The sequence below is a fragment of the Amycolatopsis sp. lyj-346 genome, from assembly GCF_046548975.1.
Classification (GTDB): domain Bacteria; phylum Actinomycetota; class Actinomycetes; order Mycobacteriales; family Pseudonocardiaceae; genus Amycolatopsis.
Window position 1 is genome coordinate 640,252 of sequence record NZ_JAJPWT010000003.1, and the last position, 17,493, is coordinate 657,744.

The 17,493-nt window shown below is 70.2% G+C and carries 16 protein-coding genes and 1 tRNA gene; 14 read left to right on the plus strand and 3 right to left on the minus strand.

The window, feature by feature from the left end:
* Positions 1-86 precede the first annotated feature (86 nt).
* Positions 87-2,489: an endopeptidase La gene (lon, locus tag ACLJQE_RS14570; RefSeq protein WP_410639700.1), complete on the plus strand. Its 2,403-nt coding sequence runs from the start codon at positions 87-89 to the stop codon at positions 2,487-2,489.
* A 223-nt stretch (positions 2,490-2,712) separates the two neighbouring features.
* Here the strand turns inward: lon and ACLJQE_RS14575 are convergent.
* Positions 2,713-2,794 (minus strand) — tRNA-Tyr (locus ACLJQE_RS14575).
* A gap of 128 nt (positions 2,795-2,922) precedes the next feature.
* On the opposite strand from ACLJQE_RS14575, the gene ACLJQE_RS14580 reads away from it, so the two are divergent.
* Positions 2,923-3,414: a YajQ family cyclic di-GMP-binding protein gene (locus ACLJQE_RS14580; protein WP_410639701.1), complete on the plus strand. Its 492-nt coding sequence runs from the start codon at positions 2,923-2,925 to the stop codon at positions 3,412-3,414.
* Positions 3,415-3,448: 34 nt separating this feature from the next.
* On the opposite strand, the gene ACLJQE_RS14585 is transcribed toward ACLJQE_RS14580, so the two are convergent.
* Positions 3,449-4,102, minus strand: coding sequence for a hypothetical protein (locus ACLJQE_RS14585; RefSeq protein WP_410639702.1), 654 nt, complete (start codon positions 4,100-4,102; stop codon positions 3,449-3,451).
* A 133-nt stretch (positions 4,103-4,235) separates the two neighbouring features.
* Between ACLJQE_RS14585 and ACLJQE_RS14590 the strand changes: the two genes are divergently transcribed.
* Positions 4,236-5,363 (plus strand): sialidase family protein, encoded by a 1,128-nt coding sequence (locus ACLJQE_RS14590; RefSeq protein WP_410639703.1) that lies wholly within the window; start codon positions 4,236-4,238, stop codon positions 5,361-5,363.
* Positions 5,364-5,415: 52 nt separating this feature from the next.
* Positions 5,416-6,297: a glucose-1-phosphate thymidylyltransferase RfbA gene (gene rfbA / locus ACLJQE_RS14595; protein WP_410639704.1), complete on the plus strand. Its 882-nt coding sequence runs from the start codon at positions 5,416-5,418 to the stop codon at positions 6,295-6,297.
* Here rfbA and htpX read toward each other — a convergent pair.
* Entirely contained in the window at positions 6,294-7,148 is an 855-nt protein-coding gene (gene htpX / locus ACLJQE_RS14600) for a zinc metalloprotease HtpX (RefSeq protein WP_410639705.1), read from the minus strand. The two genes, rfbA and htpX, sit on opposite strands and share 4 nt — an antisense overlap.
* A gap of 135 nt (positions 7,149-7,283) precedes the next feature.
* Here htpX and ACLJQE_RS14605 point away from each other — a divergent pair, with 135 nt between their 5' ends.
* The 10 genes from ACLJQE_RS14605 to ACLJQE_RS14650 all read left to right on the plus strand — a co-directional run bounded on the left by ACLJQE_RS14605 (position 7,284) and on the right by ACLJQE_RS14650 (position 17,489).
* Positions 7,284-8,252, plus strand: coding sequence for a YncE family protein (locus tag ACLJQE_RS14605; protein WP_410639806.1), 969 nt, complete (start codon positions 7,284-7,286; stop codon positions 8,250-8,252).
* A 259-nt stretch (positions 8,253-8,511) separates the two neighbouring features.
* Entirely contained in the window at positions 8,512-9,744 is a 1,233-nt protein-coding gene (locus ACLJQE_RS14610; RefSeq protein ID WP_410639706.1) for a class I SAM-dependent methyltransferase, read from the plus strand.
* Position 9,745: 1 nt separating this feature from the next.
* Entirely contained in the window at positions 9,746-10,537 is a 792-nt protein-coding gene (locus ACLJQE_RS14615) for a glucose-1-phosphate cytidylyltransferase (RefSeq protein ID WP_410639707.1), read from the plus strand.
* On the plus strand, positions 10,534-11,181 hold the full coding sequence (locus ACLJQE_RS14620; protein ID WP_410639708.1) for a PIG-L deacetylase family protein: 648 nt from the start codon (positions 10,534-10,536) through the stop codon (positions 11,179-11,181). Before ACLJQE_RS14615 ends, ACLJQE_RS14620 begins: the two co-directional genes overlap by 4 nt.
* 5 nt (positions 11,182-11,186) lie before the next feature.
* Positions 11,187-12,206: an NAD-dependent epimerase/dehydratase family protein gene (locus tag ACLJQE_RS14625; protein WP_410639709.1), complete on the plus strand. Its 1,020-nt coding sequence runs from the start codon at positions 11,187-11,189 to the stop codon at positions 12,204-12,206.
* Complete coding sequence (locus ACLJQE_RS14630; protein WP_410639710.1) at positions 12,206-13,480, plus strand: DUF4910 domain-containing protein; 1,275 nt, start codon at positions 12,206-12,208, stop codon at positions 13,478-13,480. Before ACLJQE_RS14625 ends, ACLJQE_RS14630 begins: the two co-directional genes overlap by 1 nt.
* 5 nt (positions 13,481-13,485) lie before the next feature.
* Positions 13,486-14,811: a hypothetical protein gene (locus tag ACLJQE_RS14635; RefSeq protein ID WP_410639712.1), complete on the plus strand. Its 1,326-nt coding sequence runs from the start codon at positions 13,486-13,488 to the stop codon at positions 14,809-14,811.
* A 7-nt stretch (positions 14,812-14,818) separates the two neighbouring features.
* On the plus strand, positions 14,819-15,763 hold the full coding sequence (locus ACLJQE_RS14640; protein WP_410639713.1) for a glycosyltransferase family 2 protein: 945 nt from the start codon (positions 14,819-14,821) through the stop codon (positions 15,761-15,763).
* Positions 15,760-16,944 carry a polysaccharide pyruvyl transferase family protein gene (locus ACLJQE_RS14645; RefSeq protein WP_410639715.1) on the plus strand — a complete coding sequence of 395 codons (1,185 nt, stop codon included), beginning with the start codon at positions 15,760-15,762 and terminating at the stop codon, positions 16,942-16,944. Before ACLJQE_RS14640 ends, ACLJQE_RS14645 begins: the two co-directional genes overlap by 4 nt.
* The gene (locus ACLJQE_RS14650) at positions 16,941-17,489 is read left to right on the plus strand and encodes a dTDP-4-dehydrorhamnose 3,5-epimerase family protein (RefSeq protein WP_410639716.1); all 549 of its coding nucleotides are present in this window, start codon (positions 16,941-16,943) and stop codon (positions 17,487-17,489) included. Before ACLJQE_RS14645 ends, ACLJQE_RS14650 begins: the two co-directional genes overlap by 4 nt.
* Positions 17,490-17,493 lie beyond the last annotated feature (4 nt).

The window sequence follows — 17,493 nt, forward strand, 5'->3', positions numbered from 1 at the left end:
GATCGCTGTGGGCGAACGCACCATCGGAAACAAACGCACCCATCGGAGAGTTGAGCTAGGCAGACTCAACTACACGAGGAGTGCACATGTCCGACACCCGCCTCCTGCCCGTGCTCCCGCTCGATGACGACGTCGTGCTGCCGGGCATGGTCGTCCCGCTCGACCTGACCGACACCGAGACGCGGGCCGCGGTGGAGTCCGCACAGGCCAAGGCGCCGGCCCAGGCGTCCTTCCCCGGCATCCGCTCGTCCGCGGCCACCAAGGCCGAAGTCCTCATCGTCCCGCGCGCCCACGGCGAGTACGCCGGCTTCGGCACCGTCGCCACCGTCGAGCGCATCGGCCGCGTGCCCGGTGGCAAGGCCGCCGTCCTGCTGCGCGGCACGGCCCGCGCGGTCGTCGGCCGGATCGCCGACGGCCCCGGCGCCGCCCGCTGGGTGCACGCCGAGGACGCCCCCGAGACCACGGACGACCAGACCGCCAAGCTCGCGGCCGAGTACAAGGCCGTCGTCATCTCGATACTCCAGCAGCGCGGCGGCTGGCAGCTGATCGACGCCGTCCAGCAGGTCGAGGACGCCTCCGCGGTCGCCGACCTGTCCGGGAACGCGCCGTACCTGTCGACCGAGCAGAAGCTCGAGCTGCTCGGCGCCCTGGACGTCTCCGCACGCCTGGAGAAGGCCCTGGAGTGGAGCAAGGAGCACCTGGCCGAGCTCGAGGTGACCGACACGATCCGCAAGGACGTCGCCGAGGGCATGGAGAAGCAGCAGAAGGAGTTCCTGCTGCGCCGCCAGCTCGAAGCCATCCGCAAGGAGCTCGGCGAGCTCGACGGCACGGCGCAGGACGACGACTACCGCGCCCGCGTCGAGGCCGCCGAACTGCCCGGCACCGTCAAGAAGGCCGCACTGGCCGAAGTGGACAAACTGGACCGCACGTCCGAGCAGTCCCCCGAAGGCGGCTGGATCCGCACCTGGCTGGACACCGTCCTGGAGCTGCCCTGGAACGAGCGCACCGAGGACGTCTACGACATCGCCGCCGCGCGGGCCGTTCTGGACGCCGACCACGCCGGCCTCGACGACGTGAAGGAACGCATCATCGAGTACCTGGCCGTGCGCAAGCGTCGTGCGGAATCGGGCTTCGGCCCGGTCGGCGGACGTCGGTCCGGAGCCGTGCTCGCCCTCGCGGGCCCTCCCGGGGTCGGCAAGACGTCGCTGGGCGAGTCCGTCGCGAAGGCCATGGGCCGTAAGTTCGTCCGCGTGGCGCTGGGCGGCATCCGCGACGAGGCGGAGATCCGCGGCCACCGCCGCACCTACGTCGGCGCGCTGCCGGGCCGGATCGTCCGCGCCGTCAAGGAAGCCGGCTCGATGAACCCGGTCGTGCTGCTCGACGAAATCGACAAGGTGGGCGCCGACTACCGCGGCGACCCGACCGCGGCGCTGCTCGAAGTGCTGGACCCGGAGCAGAACCACACGTTCCGCGACCACTACCTCGAGGTCGAGCTGGACCTGTCCGACGTCGTGTTCCTGGCCACGGCCAACGCGCTGGAGACGATCCCCGGCCCGCTGCTGGACCGCATGGAGCTCGTCACGCTGGACGGCTACACCGAGCACGAGAAGGTCACCATCGCCCGCGACCACCTGCTCCCCCGCGAGCTGGAGCGCGCCGGGCTGGGTGCCGCGGACGTCGTCCTGACGGACGCGGCGTTCAGCCGGATCGCCGCCGAGTACACCCGCGAGGCGGGCGTGCGCGACGCGAACCGGACCATCGCCAAGGTGCTGCGGAAGATCGCGACCAAGGTGGCCCTGGACGAGGTTTCCTTGCCGCTGACCGTGGACGCCTCTTCTCTGGAGACGTACCTCGGCCGCCCGCGGCACCTGCCGGAGTCGTCACTCCCGGCGTCGACCCAGCGCACGGCGACCCCGGGCGTGGCGACGGGCCTGGCGGTGACGGGTGCGGGCGGTGACGTCCTCTACGTCGAGGCGTCGCTGGCGGACAAGGAGTCCGGCGCATCCGGCCTGCAGCTGACCGGCCAGCTCGGCGACGTGATGAAGGAGTCGGTGCAGATCGCGCTGTCCTACCTGCGCTCGCACGGCGCGGAGCTGGAGCTCCCGGTGGGCGACCTCCGCGAGCGCGGCATCCACGTCCACGTCCCGGCGGGCGCGGTCCCGAAGGACGGCCCGTCGGCGGGCATCACGATGACGACGGCGCTGGCGTCCCTGCTGTCCGGCCGCGTGGTCCGCGCGGACGTGGCGATGACGGGCGAGGTGTCCCTGACCGGCCGCGTCCTCCCGATCGGCGGCGTGAAGCAGAAGCTGCTGGCAGCCCACCGGGCGGGGATGAAGACGGTGATCATCCCCCAGCGCAACGAGCCGGACCTGGACGACGTCCCGGCCGAGGTGCTCGCCCAGCTGGACGTCCACCCGGTGGCGAACGTCCGCGAGGTCCTGGACCTGGCCCTGACCCCGGCTTCAACGCCGGTTTCCCAGGCGGCGTAACCCCGAGCGCCGCCGCCCCGAACGGCCGGTTCCCCTTCCCGCGGGGAACCGGCCGTTCGTCACCTCTTCCACGGGGACGGCACCGAACTCGAAAGGTGACCCCGGCCGGGGGTCCAGGGGGCGGAGCCCCTTGGCGGGGGTTTGGGGGTTCGACCCCAAGGGACACAACGGAAGAGAGCCCCGTCTGCGCATTCTGCAGACAGGGCTCTCTCACGAACGAACGTGGCGGGTGAGGGATTCGAACCCCCGTAGGCAATGCCAACTGGTTTACAGCCAGTCCCCTTTGGCCACTCGGGTAACCCGCCCAGGCCGGTCGCACCGGCCTCGGAAAGCTTACCCAACGCCTCCCCGTAGGGGTCAACCGGGATACCCCTCCCCCGGTGGGGGCTAGGCTGGGTGGCCCCTGACAAGCGAGTACGAGGTGTGAGGACACGTGGCGGATCCCTCTTTCGACGTCGTGAGCAAGGTCGACCGCCAGGAGGTGGACAACGCGCTGAACCAGGCGAGCAAGGAACTCGGCACCCGGTTCGACTTCCGCGGCACCGGCACGACGATCAACTGGGCCGGCGAGGAGGCCATCACGATCGAGTCCGAGACCGAGGAGCGCGCGCTGGCCGCGGTCGAGGTGTTCAGGGAGAAGCTGATCAAGCGCAGCATCTCCCTGAAGGCCTTCGAAGCCGGCGAGCCGGCGCTGTCGGGCAGGATCTACAAGATCTCCGGCAAGATCCTGCAGGGCATCGCCTCCGACAAGGCGAAGCAGATCGCCAAGTTCATCCGCGACGAAGGTCCCAAGGGCGTCCAGGCCCAGATCCAGGGCGACCAGCTGCGGGTGTCGGGCAAGAAGAAGGACCAGCTGCAGGAGATCATCGCCCTGCTGAAGGGCAAGGACTTCGAGATCGCACTGCAGTTCACCAACTACCGGTGACGCCGCCGCGGGCACCCGGTTGCCGGGTGCCCGCTCAGGACGGGGTCAGCGTCCAGCTCGCCTCGTACCCCTCCACCTGCAGGTACGCCGGTCCGCGGACGTCCCGCTCCACCTGCAGGTCGCCGATCTGGTTGAGGATCAGGTCGCGGTCCTCCGGGGACATCACCCACAGCCCGACGTTGCCGCGCGTCTTCGCCGTGAAGTGGATGCGCGTCACCCCCGCCGGCAGTCTCAGCACCGCGTCGCCCTTGCCCGAGGTCCCGGTCTCCGCCGTCACGACGCTTCGGTGATCCGCGATCGTCGCCGTCCAGGGGGCGTTCGCGTGGACCGTCACCCGCCGCACCGGGCGGTCCGGGTCCGTGTTCAGCCACTTCGTGCCCTTGTACGCGCCGATCGCGTTGACCAGGCCGTGCTCGCCGCCGTCGGTGTCGATGATCACGTTGGCCGCGCACTTCGGGCAGTCGAACGTGAAGAAACCCAGCTGGTCCGCCGGCCACGTCGTGCGGAACTCGCCGCTGCCCGTGCCCGTGTGCGTCTCCGTCGGCACGTCACGCGGAACAGCCGGTGCAGGCGCGGCCGAAGTGGGCACCGAGCTGGGATCCGCGACGATCTCGCCGTAGCCGATCGGTGGCGGCGCGCACGCCGATGCCAGCACCACCAGCAGCAAGCCACCCAGCCGGATCTTCATGTTTCCCCCTCAAGGCCCTCCGTGATCCTTTCGGCTCCGGCCGCGACGGCGTTACCCGAACGCGTGAATGCGCCCCGTGACCGGTCGCCAACCGTGTTGTAATCGCGCGGTCACCGTGTGGAAGGGGGCCGAGGTGCGCCGTTCGCTGGTCTTCGTGCTGACGCTCGCCGCCGTCGCCTCGCTGCTGACACCGGCGAGCGCGGCCGAACGCAAGCAGCTCATCCCCGGCTTCGGCGCCTACGCGCGTTTGATTCGGCTGGAGCACGGCCGCGGACGCATCATCGCCACCCTGACCAGCGAAGACGCCCACGGCAAGTTCACGCCCGTGCTGGAGAGCACCGACGAAGGCGAGTCGTTCCACGAGATCGGCGCGATCCGCGACCCCGACGGCCGGTCCGGCATGTGCTGCGGCACCGTCTACGAACTGCCCGAACGCGTCGGCAAGCTGCGCGCGGGCACGCTGCTGTGGGCCGCGTCCTACCGGCAGGACGCCGGGCCGCGGCGCCGCATCGGGATCCGCGTCTGGGCCAGCAGGGACGCCGGCCGCTCGTGGAGCTTCCTGTCCGAGGCCGCGCGGTCGCACAACATCGACGGCGTCTGGGAGCCCGAGTTCACCGTCGACGCCGGCGGCACGCTCTGGCTCCACTTCGCCGACGAGACGCAGGCGCCGAAGTACGCGCAGGTGCTCAACCGGGTCGCCTCGACCGACGGCGTGAACTGGGGCACCAAGCAGCTCACCATGGCGATCTCGCCGGACCGCGTCCGGCCGGGCATGCCGATCATCCGGCGGCTGCCCGACGGCCGCTACTTCTTCACCTACGAGATCTGCAACTTCCGCGACCGCTACTGCGACCCGTACTTCAAGATCTCCGCCGACGGCGCCAACTGGGGCGACCCCGCCGACCCCGGCACCCGCGTCGACACCGCCACCGGCAACTACTTCCAGCACGCGCAGACGATCACGCTGTTCCCCGGCGGCCCGAACGGCGTGCGGATCGTCATGGTCGGGCAGATCTACACCGACGCGAAGGGCGTGCCGCAGCCGCGGAACGGCCAGGTCCTGCTCGCGAACGACGACTTCGGCAGCGGCCACTGGTACGAACTGCCCGCGCCCGTGCACATCACCGGCATCCGGAACCACTTCTGCCCCAACTACTCCTCGACGCTGCTGCCGGTCGACGACGGCCGGAACGTGCTGGAGATCGCCACCGAGGACAACGCCGGCTGCAAGGCCTACTTCGGTAAAGGATCCGCCTTCTAGCGACGGCCCGTAGGGTGGGCGGGTCGCGGCCACGGGAACAGGGAGGCAGTCCATGAAGGGGATCGTGCTGGCCGGAGGCAGCGGGACACGCCTGCACCCGATCACCCAGGCGGTGTCCAAGCAGCTGCTGCCGGTTTACGACAAGCCGATGGTCTACTACCCGATCTCGGTGCTGATGCTGGCCGGGATCCGCGAGATCCTGCTCATCTCCACCCCCACCGACCTGCCGATGTTCCGCAGGCTGCTGGGCAACGGCGACCAGTTCGGCGTCTCGTTCTCCTACGCCGAGCAGCCGAGCCCGAACGGGCTGGCCGAGGCCTTCGTGATCGGCGCGGACTTCATCGGCGACGACGACGTGGCGCTCGTCCTCGGCGACAACATCTTCTACGGCCAGGGCTTCTCCGGCCGGCTGCAGCAGGCGGTGCGCGAACTCGACGGCTGTGTCCTGTTCGGCTACCCGGTCAAGGACCCCGAGCGCTACGGCGTCGGCGAGGTCGACGACGCGGGCAAGCTGATCACCATCGAGGAGAAGCCGCTGAAGCCGCGCTCCAACAAGGCGATCACCGGTCTGTACTTCTACGACAACCAGGTCGTCGACATCGCCCGCGCGCTGCAGCCGTCGGGGCGCGGTGAGCTCGAGATCACCGACGTCAACCTGACCTACCTGCGCCAGGACCGCGCCACGCTGGTCGAGCTCAGCCGCGGGTTCGCCTGGCTCGACACCGGCACGCACGACTCGCTGCTCGAAGCCGGCCAGTTCGTGCAGGTGCTGGAGCACCGCACCGGCGTGCGCATCGCCTGCCTCGAGGAGATCGCGCTGCGCATGGGCTTCATCGACGCCGACGAGTGCTACGCGCTGGGCGCGAAGCTGGCGAAGTCCGGCTACGGCGACTACGTGAAGGCGGTCGCCGTGGCGGCGGGAGCGTCGGCCTAGAACTCTCGGCGGCGCGCCAGCTCTTCGAGCCGGGCGATGCGGTCGGAGATCGGCGGGTGGGTCGAGAACAGCTTGCTCAGGCCCTCGCCGGGGCGGAACGGGTTCGCGATCATCAGGTGGGACTGCGACACCAGCTGCGGCTCGGCGGCCAGCGGCCGCGCCCGCGTGCCGGCTTCCAGCTTCCGCAGCGCCGAAGCCAGGCCCAGCGGGTCGCCGGTCAGCTCCGCGCCGGACGCGTCGGCCTGGTACTCCCGCGACCGGCTGACGCCCATCCGGATGACGGCGGCCGCGATCGGCCCGACGAAGATCAGCAGCAGGCTGAGCAGCGGGTTTCCGTCGCGGTTGCTGCCGCCGAAGAACAACGCGATGTTCGCGAGCACGCTGATCACGCTGGCCAGCGCGCCGGCCACGCACGAGATGAGGATGTCGCGGTTGTAGACGTGCGACAGCTCGTGGCCGAGCACGGCCCGCAGCTCGCGCTCGTCGAGCAGGGCGAGGATGCCGGTGGTGCAGCACACGGCGGCGTGCCGCGGGCTGCGGCCGGTCGCGAACGCGTTGGGCGCGACCGTCGGGCTGATGTACAGCTGCGGCATCGGCTGCCGGGCGACCTGCGCGAGCTCGCGCACGATCCGGTACATCGCGGGCTGCTCGACCTCGGACACCGGCCGCGCCCGCATCGCGCGCAACGCCAGCTTGCCGGAATCGAAGTAGGCGAACGCGTTCATCCCGAGGGCGACGACCAGCCCGATGACCAGCGCGCCCCGGCCGAAGAGCCCGCTGAGCGCGACGATGATCGCCGACAGCAGACCGAGCAGCAAGGCCGTCTTGAGTCCGTTCTGGTGCCCGTGCACGCGCGCTCGCCTCCGTCCGCTGTCCCGAGTGGGTTTACCCAGTGGAAACAACGCGATCGGGGGACGCGAAGTTCCTTCAGGTGGGCATGGCGCGGGTTACGCTCGGGCGGCGGATGATCAGGATCGGAGGTGCCGATGCGAGGTGGCCTGCTCCCCCGGCGCACCCTGTTCGCCCTGGTCACGGCGGGCGTCGGCGCGCTCGTCCTGCCCGGGACGGCGCGCGCGGCGGACGTCCGGTCGATCGACCTCGGCGGGGCACCGGCCGGGGTCGCGGTGAACCCCGTCACCGGGTTCGGGTACGTCACCGACGCCCAGGCCGGGACCGTTTCCGCGGTGGATCCGCGCAGCGCGTCGGTCGCCGACGTGGTCCACGTCGGCGGCGAACCCGGCGACGTCGCGGTCGACCCGAAGGCCGGCCGGATCTACGTGGCGAACCCGCCGGCGGGCACGGTGGTGGTGCTGGACGGCCGGACCCACGACCTGGTGAGCGTGATCGGCGCGGGCGACGGCGCCTCGGCGCTGGCGGTCGACGAAGGGGCGAACCGCGTCTACGTGGCCAGCAGCACGACCGGGACGCTCGCCGTGCTCGACGGCGTGAGCTGCACGCTGGCGGCGCTCGTGCCGGGCCCGGAACCGGGGTTCGCCGGGATCGGCGTCGACCCCGGCCGCAAGCTGGCCTACTGCGCGAGCACCACCACCGATTCGGTCGAGGTGTTCTCGATCGACGGCGGGAAGTTCGTCGCCTCGGTGAAGGTCGGCCGCAACCCGACCGGCGTCGCGGTGCACCACGCGAGCGGCACGGTGTACGTCGCGAATTCCGGCATCCACCACATGTCCATTGTGGACGCGGCGACGCGCACCGAACGCAAGACCGTCTTGCTGCGCAGCGAATCCTCCGCGCTGGCGGTGCACCAGGGCACGAACACGGTGTACACCAACGGCGGCCAGAACGGGCTCGCCCGCGTCGACGGCACGGCGGGCACGCTGAGTGGCGACCTGTCACTGGGCGTCAACCCCGGCGACGTCGCCGTCGACCAGCGCTCGCGCACGGTCTGGGTCACCGATCCCCTGCACGGCCGCGTCTTCCTCGTCCGCGATTTCTGACCCCGCGGCCGCGGGCAAGCTCACCTGAACCCCCGTCGAAGGAGCCCCTCTCCGCCGGACGGCGGGCGGCCCCGTAGCGCGTCCACTGTGGACGTTACGGGTCCGGGAGAGCATGGTTGGTGATTCCCGACACAGTTAGCCCATTCAGGTTGCGGTTGCGAATCGGTCCACCAGTGGCTCCCGCGTCGCTGTAACGACCTCCCGGCGCCGGTCGACGTGTCTGGTGCACATCGCGACCGCGAGCCAAGGAGCCTGGTAGATGACCACATGTCGACTCTGCGGTTCGACAAGCACGGCCAGCGTCGTCGACCTCGGCGCGACTCCCCCGTGTGAGCGATTTTTGACGGCCGAGCAGCTCGACGAGCCGGAAGCCACCTTCCCGCTCCACCTGAAGGTGTGCACCGACTGCTGGCTCGCCCAGATCCCGCCGCTGATCGACCCCGACGACACCTTCACCGAGTACGCGTACTTCTCGTCCTTCTCGACGTCGTGGGTCGAGCACGCGAAGCGCTTCGTCGACGGCTCGGTGGAACGGCTCGGGCTCGGCGAAAAGTCCTTCGTCGTCGAGGTGGCGAGCAACGACGGTTACCTGCTCAAGCACGTCGTCGGGCACGGGATCCGGTGTCTGGGCGTCGAACCTTCGGTGAACGTCGGGCAGGCGGCGCGCGACGCCGGCGTGCCCACCCTGACGGCCTTCCTCTCCGAGGAAACCGGCCTGAAAGTCCGCGAGGAGCACGGGCCCGCGGACCTCGTCGCCGCGAACAACGTCTACGCGCACATCCCCGACGTCCTCGGCTTCACCAAGGGCCTCCGGGCGCTGGTCGCGGACGACGGGTGGGTCTCGATCGAGGTCCAGCACCTGCTCACGCTGATCGAGAAGAACCAGTACGACACGATCTACCACGAGCACTTCCAGTACTACACCGTCGAATCCGCCCGCCGGGCGCTGGCGACCGGCGGGCTGACCGTGGTCGACGTCGAACTCGTGCCCACGCACGGCGGGTCGATCCGGCTGTGGGCACGTCCGGCAGAGGTGGCGGGCGAGCCCAGCGAGCGGATGACCGACGTCCTGGAGCGCGAAAAGGCCGCCGGGCTGCACGAGCTGTCCGGGTACACCGAGTTCGCCGAGCGCGTCACCCGCGTGCGGCTTGACCTGCTGAAGTTCCTCATCGAGGCGCGCAACGACGGGAAGACCGTCGTCGGCTACGGCGCCCCGGGCAAGGGCAACACCCTGCTGAACCACTGCGGCATCCGGACGGACCTGCTGCAGTACACGGTCGACCGCAACCCGTACAAGCACGGCCGGTTCACGCCGGGCACGCGCATCCCGGTGCTGCCCCCCGAGCGGATCGAAGCGGACCGGCCCGACTACGTGCTCGTCCTCCCGTGGAACCTCCGGGAGGAACTGACCGAACAACTCTCCTCCATCGGGGCCTGGGGCGGAAAGCTCGTGTTCCCGATCCCCCACTTGGAAATCGTCGAGGTGCAGTGAAGTGAAGGTCGTCCTCTTCTGCGGTGGCTACGGGATGCGGATGCGCAACGGCGCGGCCGACGACGTCCCGAAGCCGATGGCGATGGTCGGTCCGAGACCGCTCATCTGGCACGTGATGCGCTACTACGCGCATTTCGGCCACACCGAATTCATCCTGTGCCTCGGCTACGGCGCGGCACACATCAAGAACTTCTTCCTGTCGTACGAAGAAACGATTTCGAACGACTTCGTCCTCCGCAACGGCAAGGCCGAGCTGCTCTCGACCGACATCGCCGACTGGACGATCACGTTCGTGCAGACCGGGATCGAGTCCCCGATCGGCGAGCGCCTCCGCCGCGTCCGCGAGCACCTCGACGGCGAGGAAATGTTCCTCGCGAACTACGCCGACGTCCTGTCCGACGTTCCGCTGCCCGACATGATCGAGCGGTTCTCGAACACCGACGCGGGCGCGTCGATGATGGTCGTGCCGCCGCAGTCGTCGTTCCACTGCGTGGAAATGGACGAAGGCGGCAAGGTCGGTTCCATCACCGCGGTGAGCGAAATGCCGCTGTGGGAGAACGGCGGGTACTTCGTGCTGCGGCAGGAAGTGTTCGACCACATCCCGGAGAACGGCGACCTGGTCGCCGACGGCTGCGGCGAACTCGCCAAGCGCGGCCGCCTGCTGGCCTACCCGTACCGCGGTTTCTGGAAGCCGACGGACACGGTGAAGGAACGGGCGGCCCTCGACAACGCCTACACGCACGGCGACCGGCCATGGGCGCTCTGGGAGCGCGCGGCCGTGAGCACCGCGTGATCGGGCTTCGACCGGACCGGCTCGGCAGCGTCGTCGCACTCGGCGCGCACTGCGACGACATCGCGATCGGCGCCGGTGGCACGCTGCTGGCGCTGTGCGCGTCCCGGCCCGGCCTGCGGGTCGACGCCCTGGTCCTCACCGGCGGCGGCACGCCCCGCGAGGACGAGGAGCGGGCGGCGCTGGCGGCGTTCTGCCCGGGCGCGGACGTCGAGGTCACGGTGCTGAAGCTGCGGGACGGACGCTTCCCGACCCACTGGGAAGAGGCCAAGGACGCGCTGGAAGACCTGCGGCGGCGGACCGACCCGGACGTCATCCTGGCCCCGCGCACCGACGACGCCCACCAGGACCACCGCGGGCTGGCGAAGCTGGTGCCGACGACGTTCCGCAACCACCTCACCCTGGGCTACGAGATCGTCAAGTGGGACGGCGACCTCGGCCGCCCGTCGGTGTACCAGCCGCTGACCGACGAACTGGCGGAAGCGAAGGTCCGGCTGCTGCAGGAGCACTACGCCTCGCAGCGGCACCGGCCCTGGTACGACCGCGAGGCCTTCCTCGGGCTGGCCCGGATCCGCGGGATCGAAGCCGCCGCGAAGTACGCCGAAGCGTTTTTCGTCAAGAAACTCACTCTCGATCTGAAGGGCTGAATCCGATGCGGGTGTTGCTGACGGGGCACAAGGGCTACCTGGGGACGGTGATGGCCCCGGTGCTCGCCGCCGCCGGCCACGATGTCACCGGCCTGGACTCCGGGCTGTTCGAGGACTGCCTGCTCGGGCCCGCCCCCGCCGACCCGGCCGGGCACGTCGTCGACCTGCGGGACGTGGAGGCCAAGCACGTCGAGGGCTTCGACGCGGTCATCCACCTGGCCGCGCTGTCGAACGACCCGCTGGGCTCGCTCGCGCCGGAGCTGACCTACGACATCAACCACCACGCTTCGGTGAAGCTCGCGAAGCTGGCGAAGGACGCCGGCGTGCAGCGGTACATCTACGCGTCGACCTGCTCGGTGTACGGCGCCGGCGGCGACCACCTCGTCGACGAGGACGCGCCGCTGCGGCCGGTGACGCCGTACGCGGAGTCGAAGGTGCGCGTCGAAGCCGACGTCCACGAGCTCGCCGACGACGACTTCACGCCGGTGTACATGCGCAACGCGACCGCGTTCGGCTACTCGCCCCGCCTGCGCGGCGACATCGTGCTGAACAACCTGACCGCGCACGCCCACCTGTCCGGCGAGGTGCTGGTGCTCTCCGACGGCACGCCGTGGCGGCCGCTGGTGCACGCCCAGGACATCGCGCGCGCGTTTGCGGCGGCGTTGACGGCGCCGAAGGAAGCCGTGCACGACAAGGCCTTCAACATCGGCACCGAGGAGAACAACGTCACCGTCGCGGAGATCGCCCAGGAGGTCGTCGAGGCCGTGCCGGGCTCGAAGCTGAACATCACCGGCGAGGCGGGTGCCGACCCGCGCTCGTACCGGGTCGACTTCTCGCGCTTCCGCGCCGCGATCCCCGGCTTCACCTGCGACTGGTCGGTCAAGGACGGCGCCGTCGAGCTCATCGAGGCCTACCGCCGGTTCGGGCTCACCCGTGAGTCGTTCGAGCAGCTGTTCACCCGGCTGGCCTGGCTGAAGAGCGAGGGCGAAGCCGGCCGCGTCGACACCACCATGCGGCGGAAGTAGTGGCGGGCCCGCAGCTGCGGACCGGGGCGGACCTGCACGCCCTGGTCGAGCGGCTGTACCCGCTCTGCCGCAGCATCACCGGCGACGGCGTGCGGCGAACGTTGGACATCATCGGCGAGCACATCGAGCTGGAGCGGCACGAGGTCCCGACCGGGACGGCGGTGCTGGACTGGACCATTCCGCAGGAGTGGAACATCCGGGACGCCTACGTCGCCGCTCCTGACGGCTCGCGCGTCATCGATTTCCAGGAGCTGAACCTGCACGTCGTCGGGTACAGCGTCCCGGTGTCGCGGCGGATGCCGCTGAGCGAGCTCCGGGAGCACCTGCACACGCTGCCCGACCAGCCGTCGTGGGTGCCCTACCGGACCAGCTACTACGCCCCGGCCTGGGGATTCTGCCTGGCCCAGGAGAAGCTCGACGCGCTGCCCGACGGCGACTACGACGTCGTCATCGACTCGACCCTTTCCGACGGCTCGCTGACCTACGGCGAGCACGTCGTGCCCGGCCGCGTCACCGACGAGGTCATCGTGTCCTGCCACGTGTGCCACCCGTCGCTGGCCAACGACAACCTCGCCGGCATCGCGGTGGCGATCTCGCTGGCCCAGCAGCTGGTCGATCCCCACTACACGTACCGGTTCCTGTTCATGCCCGGGACGATCGGCTCGATCACCTGGCTGGCCCGCAACGCGGACCGCATCGAAAGGGTCAAGCACGGCCTGGTGCTGGCGTGCGCGGGCGACCCGGGCCCGTTGACGTACAAGAAGTCCCGCCGCGACGACGCCGAGATCGACCGGGTCGTCCAGCACGTGCTGCGCTCGCGCGAACACCGTGTCGTCGACTTCTCGCCGTACGGCTACGACGAGCGCCAGTTCTGCTCGCCGGGCTTCAACCTCGGCGTCGGCTCGCTGACGCGCACGCCGTACGCGGGCTACCCCGAGTACCACACCTCCGCGGACAACCCGGGCTTCGTGTCGCCCGCGGCCATGGCGGACACGCTGGGCGCGCTTCGCGACACGTTCGGCGTCCTGGACCGCAACCGCCGGTACGTCAACCTCAGCCCGTACGGCGAGCCGCAACTCGGCAAGCGCGGGCTGTACGACTCGCTCGGCGGCCGCAGCGACGCCAAGCAGGCCCAGATGGCGATGCTGTGGGTGCTCAACCTCTCCGACGGCGAGCACTCGCTCCTGGACATCGCCGAGCGCGCCGGGCTGCCCTTCGACATCGTCGACGTCGCGGCCCGTGCCCTGCACGACGCCGGCCTGGTCAAGGAGTGAGCGACGTGGCCAACCATCGCCGTGCACCGCGCTCGATCTTCCGGTCGGGCGCGGTGCGGGCGATGGCCGGACGGTTGAGCTGGGGCCTCGGCGACCAGGCCGTGTCCAGCCTGACGAACTTCGCCGTCGGGCTGTACGTGGCCCGCTCGCTCGGCACGTTCGCGTTCGGCATCTTCAGCCTCGCCTGGGTCACCTATGGCGTGGTGCTCAACATCTCGCGCGGCCTCGCCACCGACCCGCTGATGGTGCGGTTCAGCGCGGTGCCGGAGGACCGCTGGCGGTCGGGCGTGGCGAGCGCGTCCGGCACCGCGATCGGCGTCGGCTGCGTGACCGGGCTGGTCAGTCTCGCGGCCGGGCTGGCCGCGGGCGGCCCGCTCGGCAACGCGTTCGTCGCGCTCGCCGTCGTCCTGCCGGGCCTGCTCCTGCAGGACGCCTGGCGTTTCGCGTTCTTCGCGCGCGGCGCGGGCAAGAAAGCGTTCGTCAACGACTGCGTGTGGGGCGTGGCCCTGCTCCCGGCGCTCTACGTCGCCGCGCAGCTCCACACGGTGGTCGCGTTCGTGCTGGCCTGGGGCCTTTCCGGCGCGGTCGCGGCCCTGTACGGCGGGTTCCAGACGGGCATCCTGCCGCACCCGCGGGAGATGCTCGGCTGGCTCCGGACCCAGCGCGACCTCAGCGTCCGGTACCTCGTCGAGAACGTCAGCAACAGCGGCGCGTCGCAGCTGCGCGCGTACGGCCTCGGCGCCATCACCGGCATCACCGCCGTCGGCGCGGTCCGCGGGGCCGAGCAGCTCCTCGGGCCGTTCCTGGCCCTGCTCATGGGACTGTCCCTGGTCACCGTGGCCGAGGGCGCACGGGTGCTCCGGCGGGCACCGCACCGGCTGAAGCACTTCTGCGTGATCCTCGGCGGCGGGCAGGCCGCCGCCGCGCTGTGCTGGGGCCTCGGCCTGCTGCTGCTCGTGCCCGACGGCGCCGGCCGCTGGGTGATGGGCTCGGTCTGGGACTCGTCGTCCCCGCTCATCCTCCCGGTCACCCTCGCCGTGGTCGGCGCGAGCTTCGCCACGGGCGCGGCGGCCGGCCTGCGCGCCCTCGGCGCGGCCAAGCGGAGCCTGCGCTCGCAGCTGGTCGCGTCCCTGTTCTACGTCACCTTCGGCATCACCGGCGCGTTCCTCGGCGGCGCGGCCGGGTCCGCGTGGGGCGTCGCGACGGCCACCCTCGGCGGGTCCGTTGTCTGGTGGTTCCAGCTGCGGGCCGGGCTGCGCGAGTACGTGCCGCCGGGTGCCGACGAGCCCACCGTGGTGTTCGAGCCGATCAAAGAGCCGATCAAGGAATGAGGACTCCATGACCACCGTCCCGCGGCTGAGCCTCGGCCTCCCGGTGTACAACGGCGAGGAGTACCTCGCCGAGTCGCTGGACGCCCTGCTCGGCCAGACCTACGAAGACTTCGAGCTGATCATCTCGGACAACGCCTCCACCGACGGCACCGACGAGATCTGCCGCCGCTACGCCGAGAAGGACTCCCGGATCCGCTACGTCCGGCAGCCGAAGAACATCGGCGCGACGCCGAACCACAACTTCGTGTTCGACGTCTCCCGCACCGAGCTGTTCAAGTGGGTTTCCCACGACGACCTGTACGCCCGCGACCTGCTCAAGCGGTGCATCGAGGCCCTCGACGAGCGTCCGGACATCATCCTCGCCCACTGCGACCAGGCGATCATCGACGGCGACGGCCGCATCGTCCAGCCGCTGGAGTACACCCTGAACACCGCCTCCCGGCACGCCCCGGACCGCTTCCGCAGCATCCTGTTCGAGCCGGGCGGCGACGACTTCTACGGCGTCATCCGCGCCGACGTCCTCCGCCGCGTCAAGCCGCTCGACAGCTACCACCACGCCGACCGGACGTACTCGGCCGAGATGGCCCTGCACGGCCCGTTCCACCAGGTGCCCGAGCTGCTCTACTTCCGCCGCGACCACCCCGGCCGCGCGGAACGGGCCAACCCGACCATCCGGAGCCGGTGCGCGAATCTGGACCCGCGGCGCGCGAACCGGCTCCGGAACCCGACCGTCCGCCTGCTTGGCGAGTACGTCTTCGGGTTCGCGGACCTGATCCGCCGCGCGCCCATCTCGGCCGCTGACAAGCGCGAGTGCTTCGGCCACCTCGGCGCCTGGCTGACCAACCGGGCCCGCTCCGGCCACGGCGAGCGCGTCGAGGACCGCGCGCCGACCGCCTCGGACGTCACCACGGTCAACGAGATTGTGGCCGGCCGGGAAGGCAGGCTCGCGTGAGGCGTCCGCCCCGCGTCGGCGTGTTCGGCCTGCTCGGCTCGGGGAACCTCGGCAACGACGGTTCCCTCGAAGCCGTGCTCGGCTACCTGCGCGCCGAGTACCCGGACGCGGTGCTGAGCGCCCTGGTCGGCGGCCCGGAGCTCGTCCGCGAGCGCTACGGCCTCGACGCGACGCCACTGCACTGGAACCAGGCCGAGTACGAGACGGCGTCCGGCCTGCGCTCGGTCGCCCTCAAGGGCTTCGGCAAGCTGGCCGACATCGCGCGCACCGCGGCCTGGGTCCGGAAGCAGGACGTCGTCATCGTGCCCGGCATGGGCGTGCTCGAAGCGACGCTTCCGCTGCGGCCATGGGGTTTCCCGTATTCGCTGTTCCTCCTCTCCGCCACCGGGCGCCTCTTCGGCACCAAGGTGGCGCTCGTCTGCGTCGGCGCCAACGAGATCAGCGCCCGGGCGACGCGGGCGCTGGTCCGCTGGTCCGGCCGGTTCGCCGCCTACCGCTCCTACCGCGACGACATCTCACGCGACGCCATGCGCGCCATGGGCGTCGACACGAGTGCCGACCAGGTCTATCCCGACCTCGCGTTCTCCCTCCCCACCCCGGCCGCCGCCGGCAAGCCGGGCACCGTCGGCATCGGCGTGATGGCCTACTACGGCGGCAACGACGACCGCGCCGACGCGGAACGCATCTACCGCCACTACGTGGACACGATGAGCCGTTTCGTCGCGTGGCTCGTCGACCAGGGCAGAGGAGTCCGGCTGTTCATCGGCGACCGGATCGACCGGCAGGTCGTCGACGAAATCATCGAGAAGACCGCATCCCCGTTGGTGACGGCGGCTCCGGCGGAGACCCTGGACGAGCTGATGCACGAGATGGCCGCGGTGGACAGCGTGGTGGCCACGCGCTACCACAACGTGCTCTGCGCCCTGAAGGTCGCGAAACCGACCGTGGCGATCGGGTACGCGCCGAAGAACGACGTGCTCATGGCGGAGATGGGCCTCGATGGCTTCACCCAGCGCGCGAAGACCGTCGGCTTCGACCGGCTCGTCGAGCAGTTCACCGAGCTCGAGAACCGCTCGGCCGAACTGCGCCAGATCCTCCTGGAACGGAACGAGATGAACGCGCAACGGCTCAAGGACCAGTTCGCCGCCCTTTCGGCGGCCCTCTTCGGGGGTGGGCGATGAAGGCCATTCCGGTGCCCGAGATCGACGGCGCGTACCTGTTCGAACCCACCCCGCACGCGGACCAGCGCGGATTCTTCAGCCGGACGTTCGACCGCGACGTCGTCGCGTCGGCCGGCATCGACCCGGACGGCTTCGTCCAGGACAGTCTTTCCCGCTCCCGCAAGGGGGTCATCCGCGGGATGCACCTGCGCGGCGGGGCCGGCGAGGCGAAGCTGGTGCGGTGTTCGCACGGCGCGATCTTCGACGTGGTCGTGGATCTCCGACCGGATTCGCCGACATTCCGGAATGTGAAAACATTCGAACTTTCCGGTGAGACCCAGGTATCCGTGTACATCCCGGCGGGGTGCGCCCACGGATTCCAGTCACTCACGGATCCCTCGGACGTTTCGTACCGGATCGATCGGGCCCACGATCCCGCAGAAGACATTACAATTTCGTACAAGGACCCCGAATTGGACATTTCCTGGCCACTGTCGGTCACACTGGTCAGTGACCGGGACGAACGCGCGCCGTCTCTCGGAGAGGCGTTGAAATCAACGAGGTGAGCCA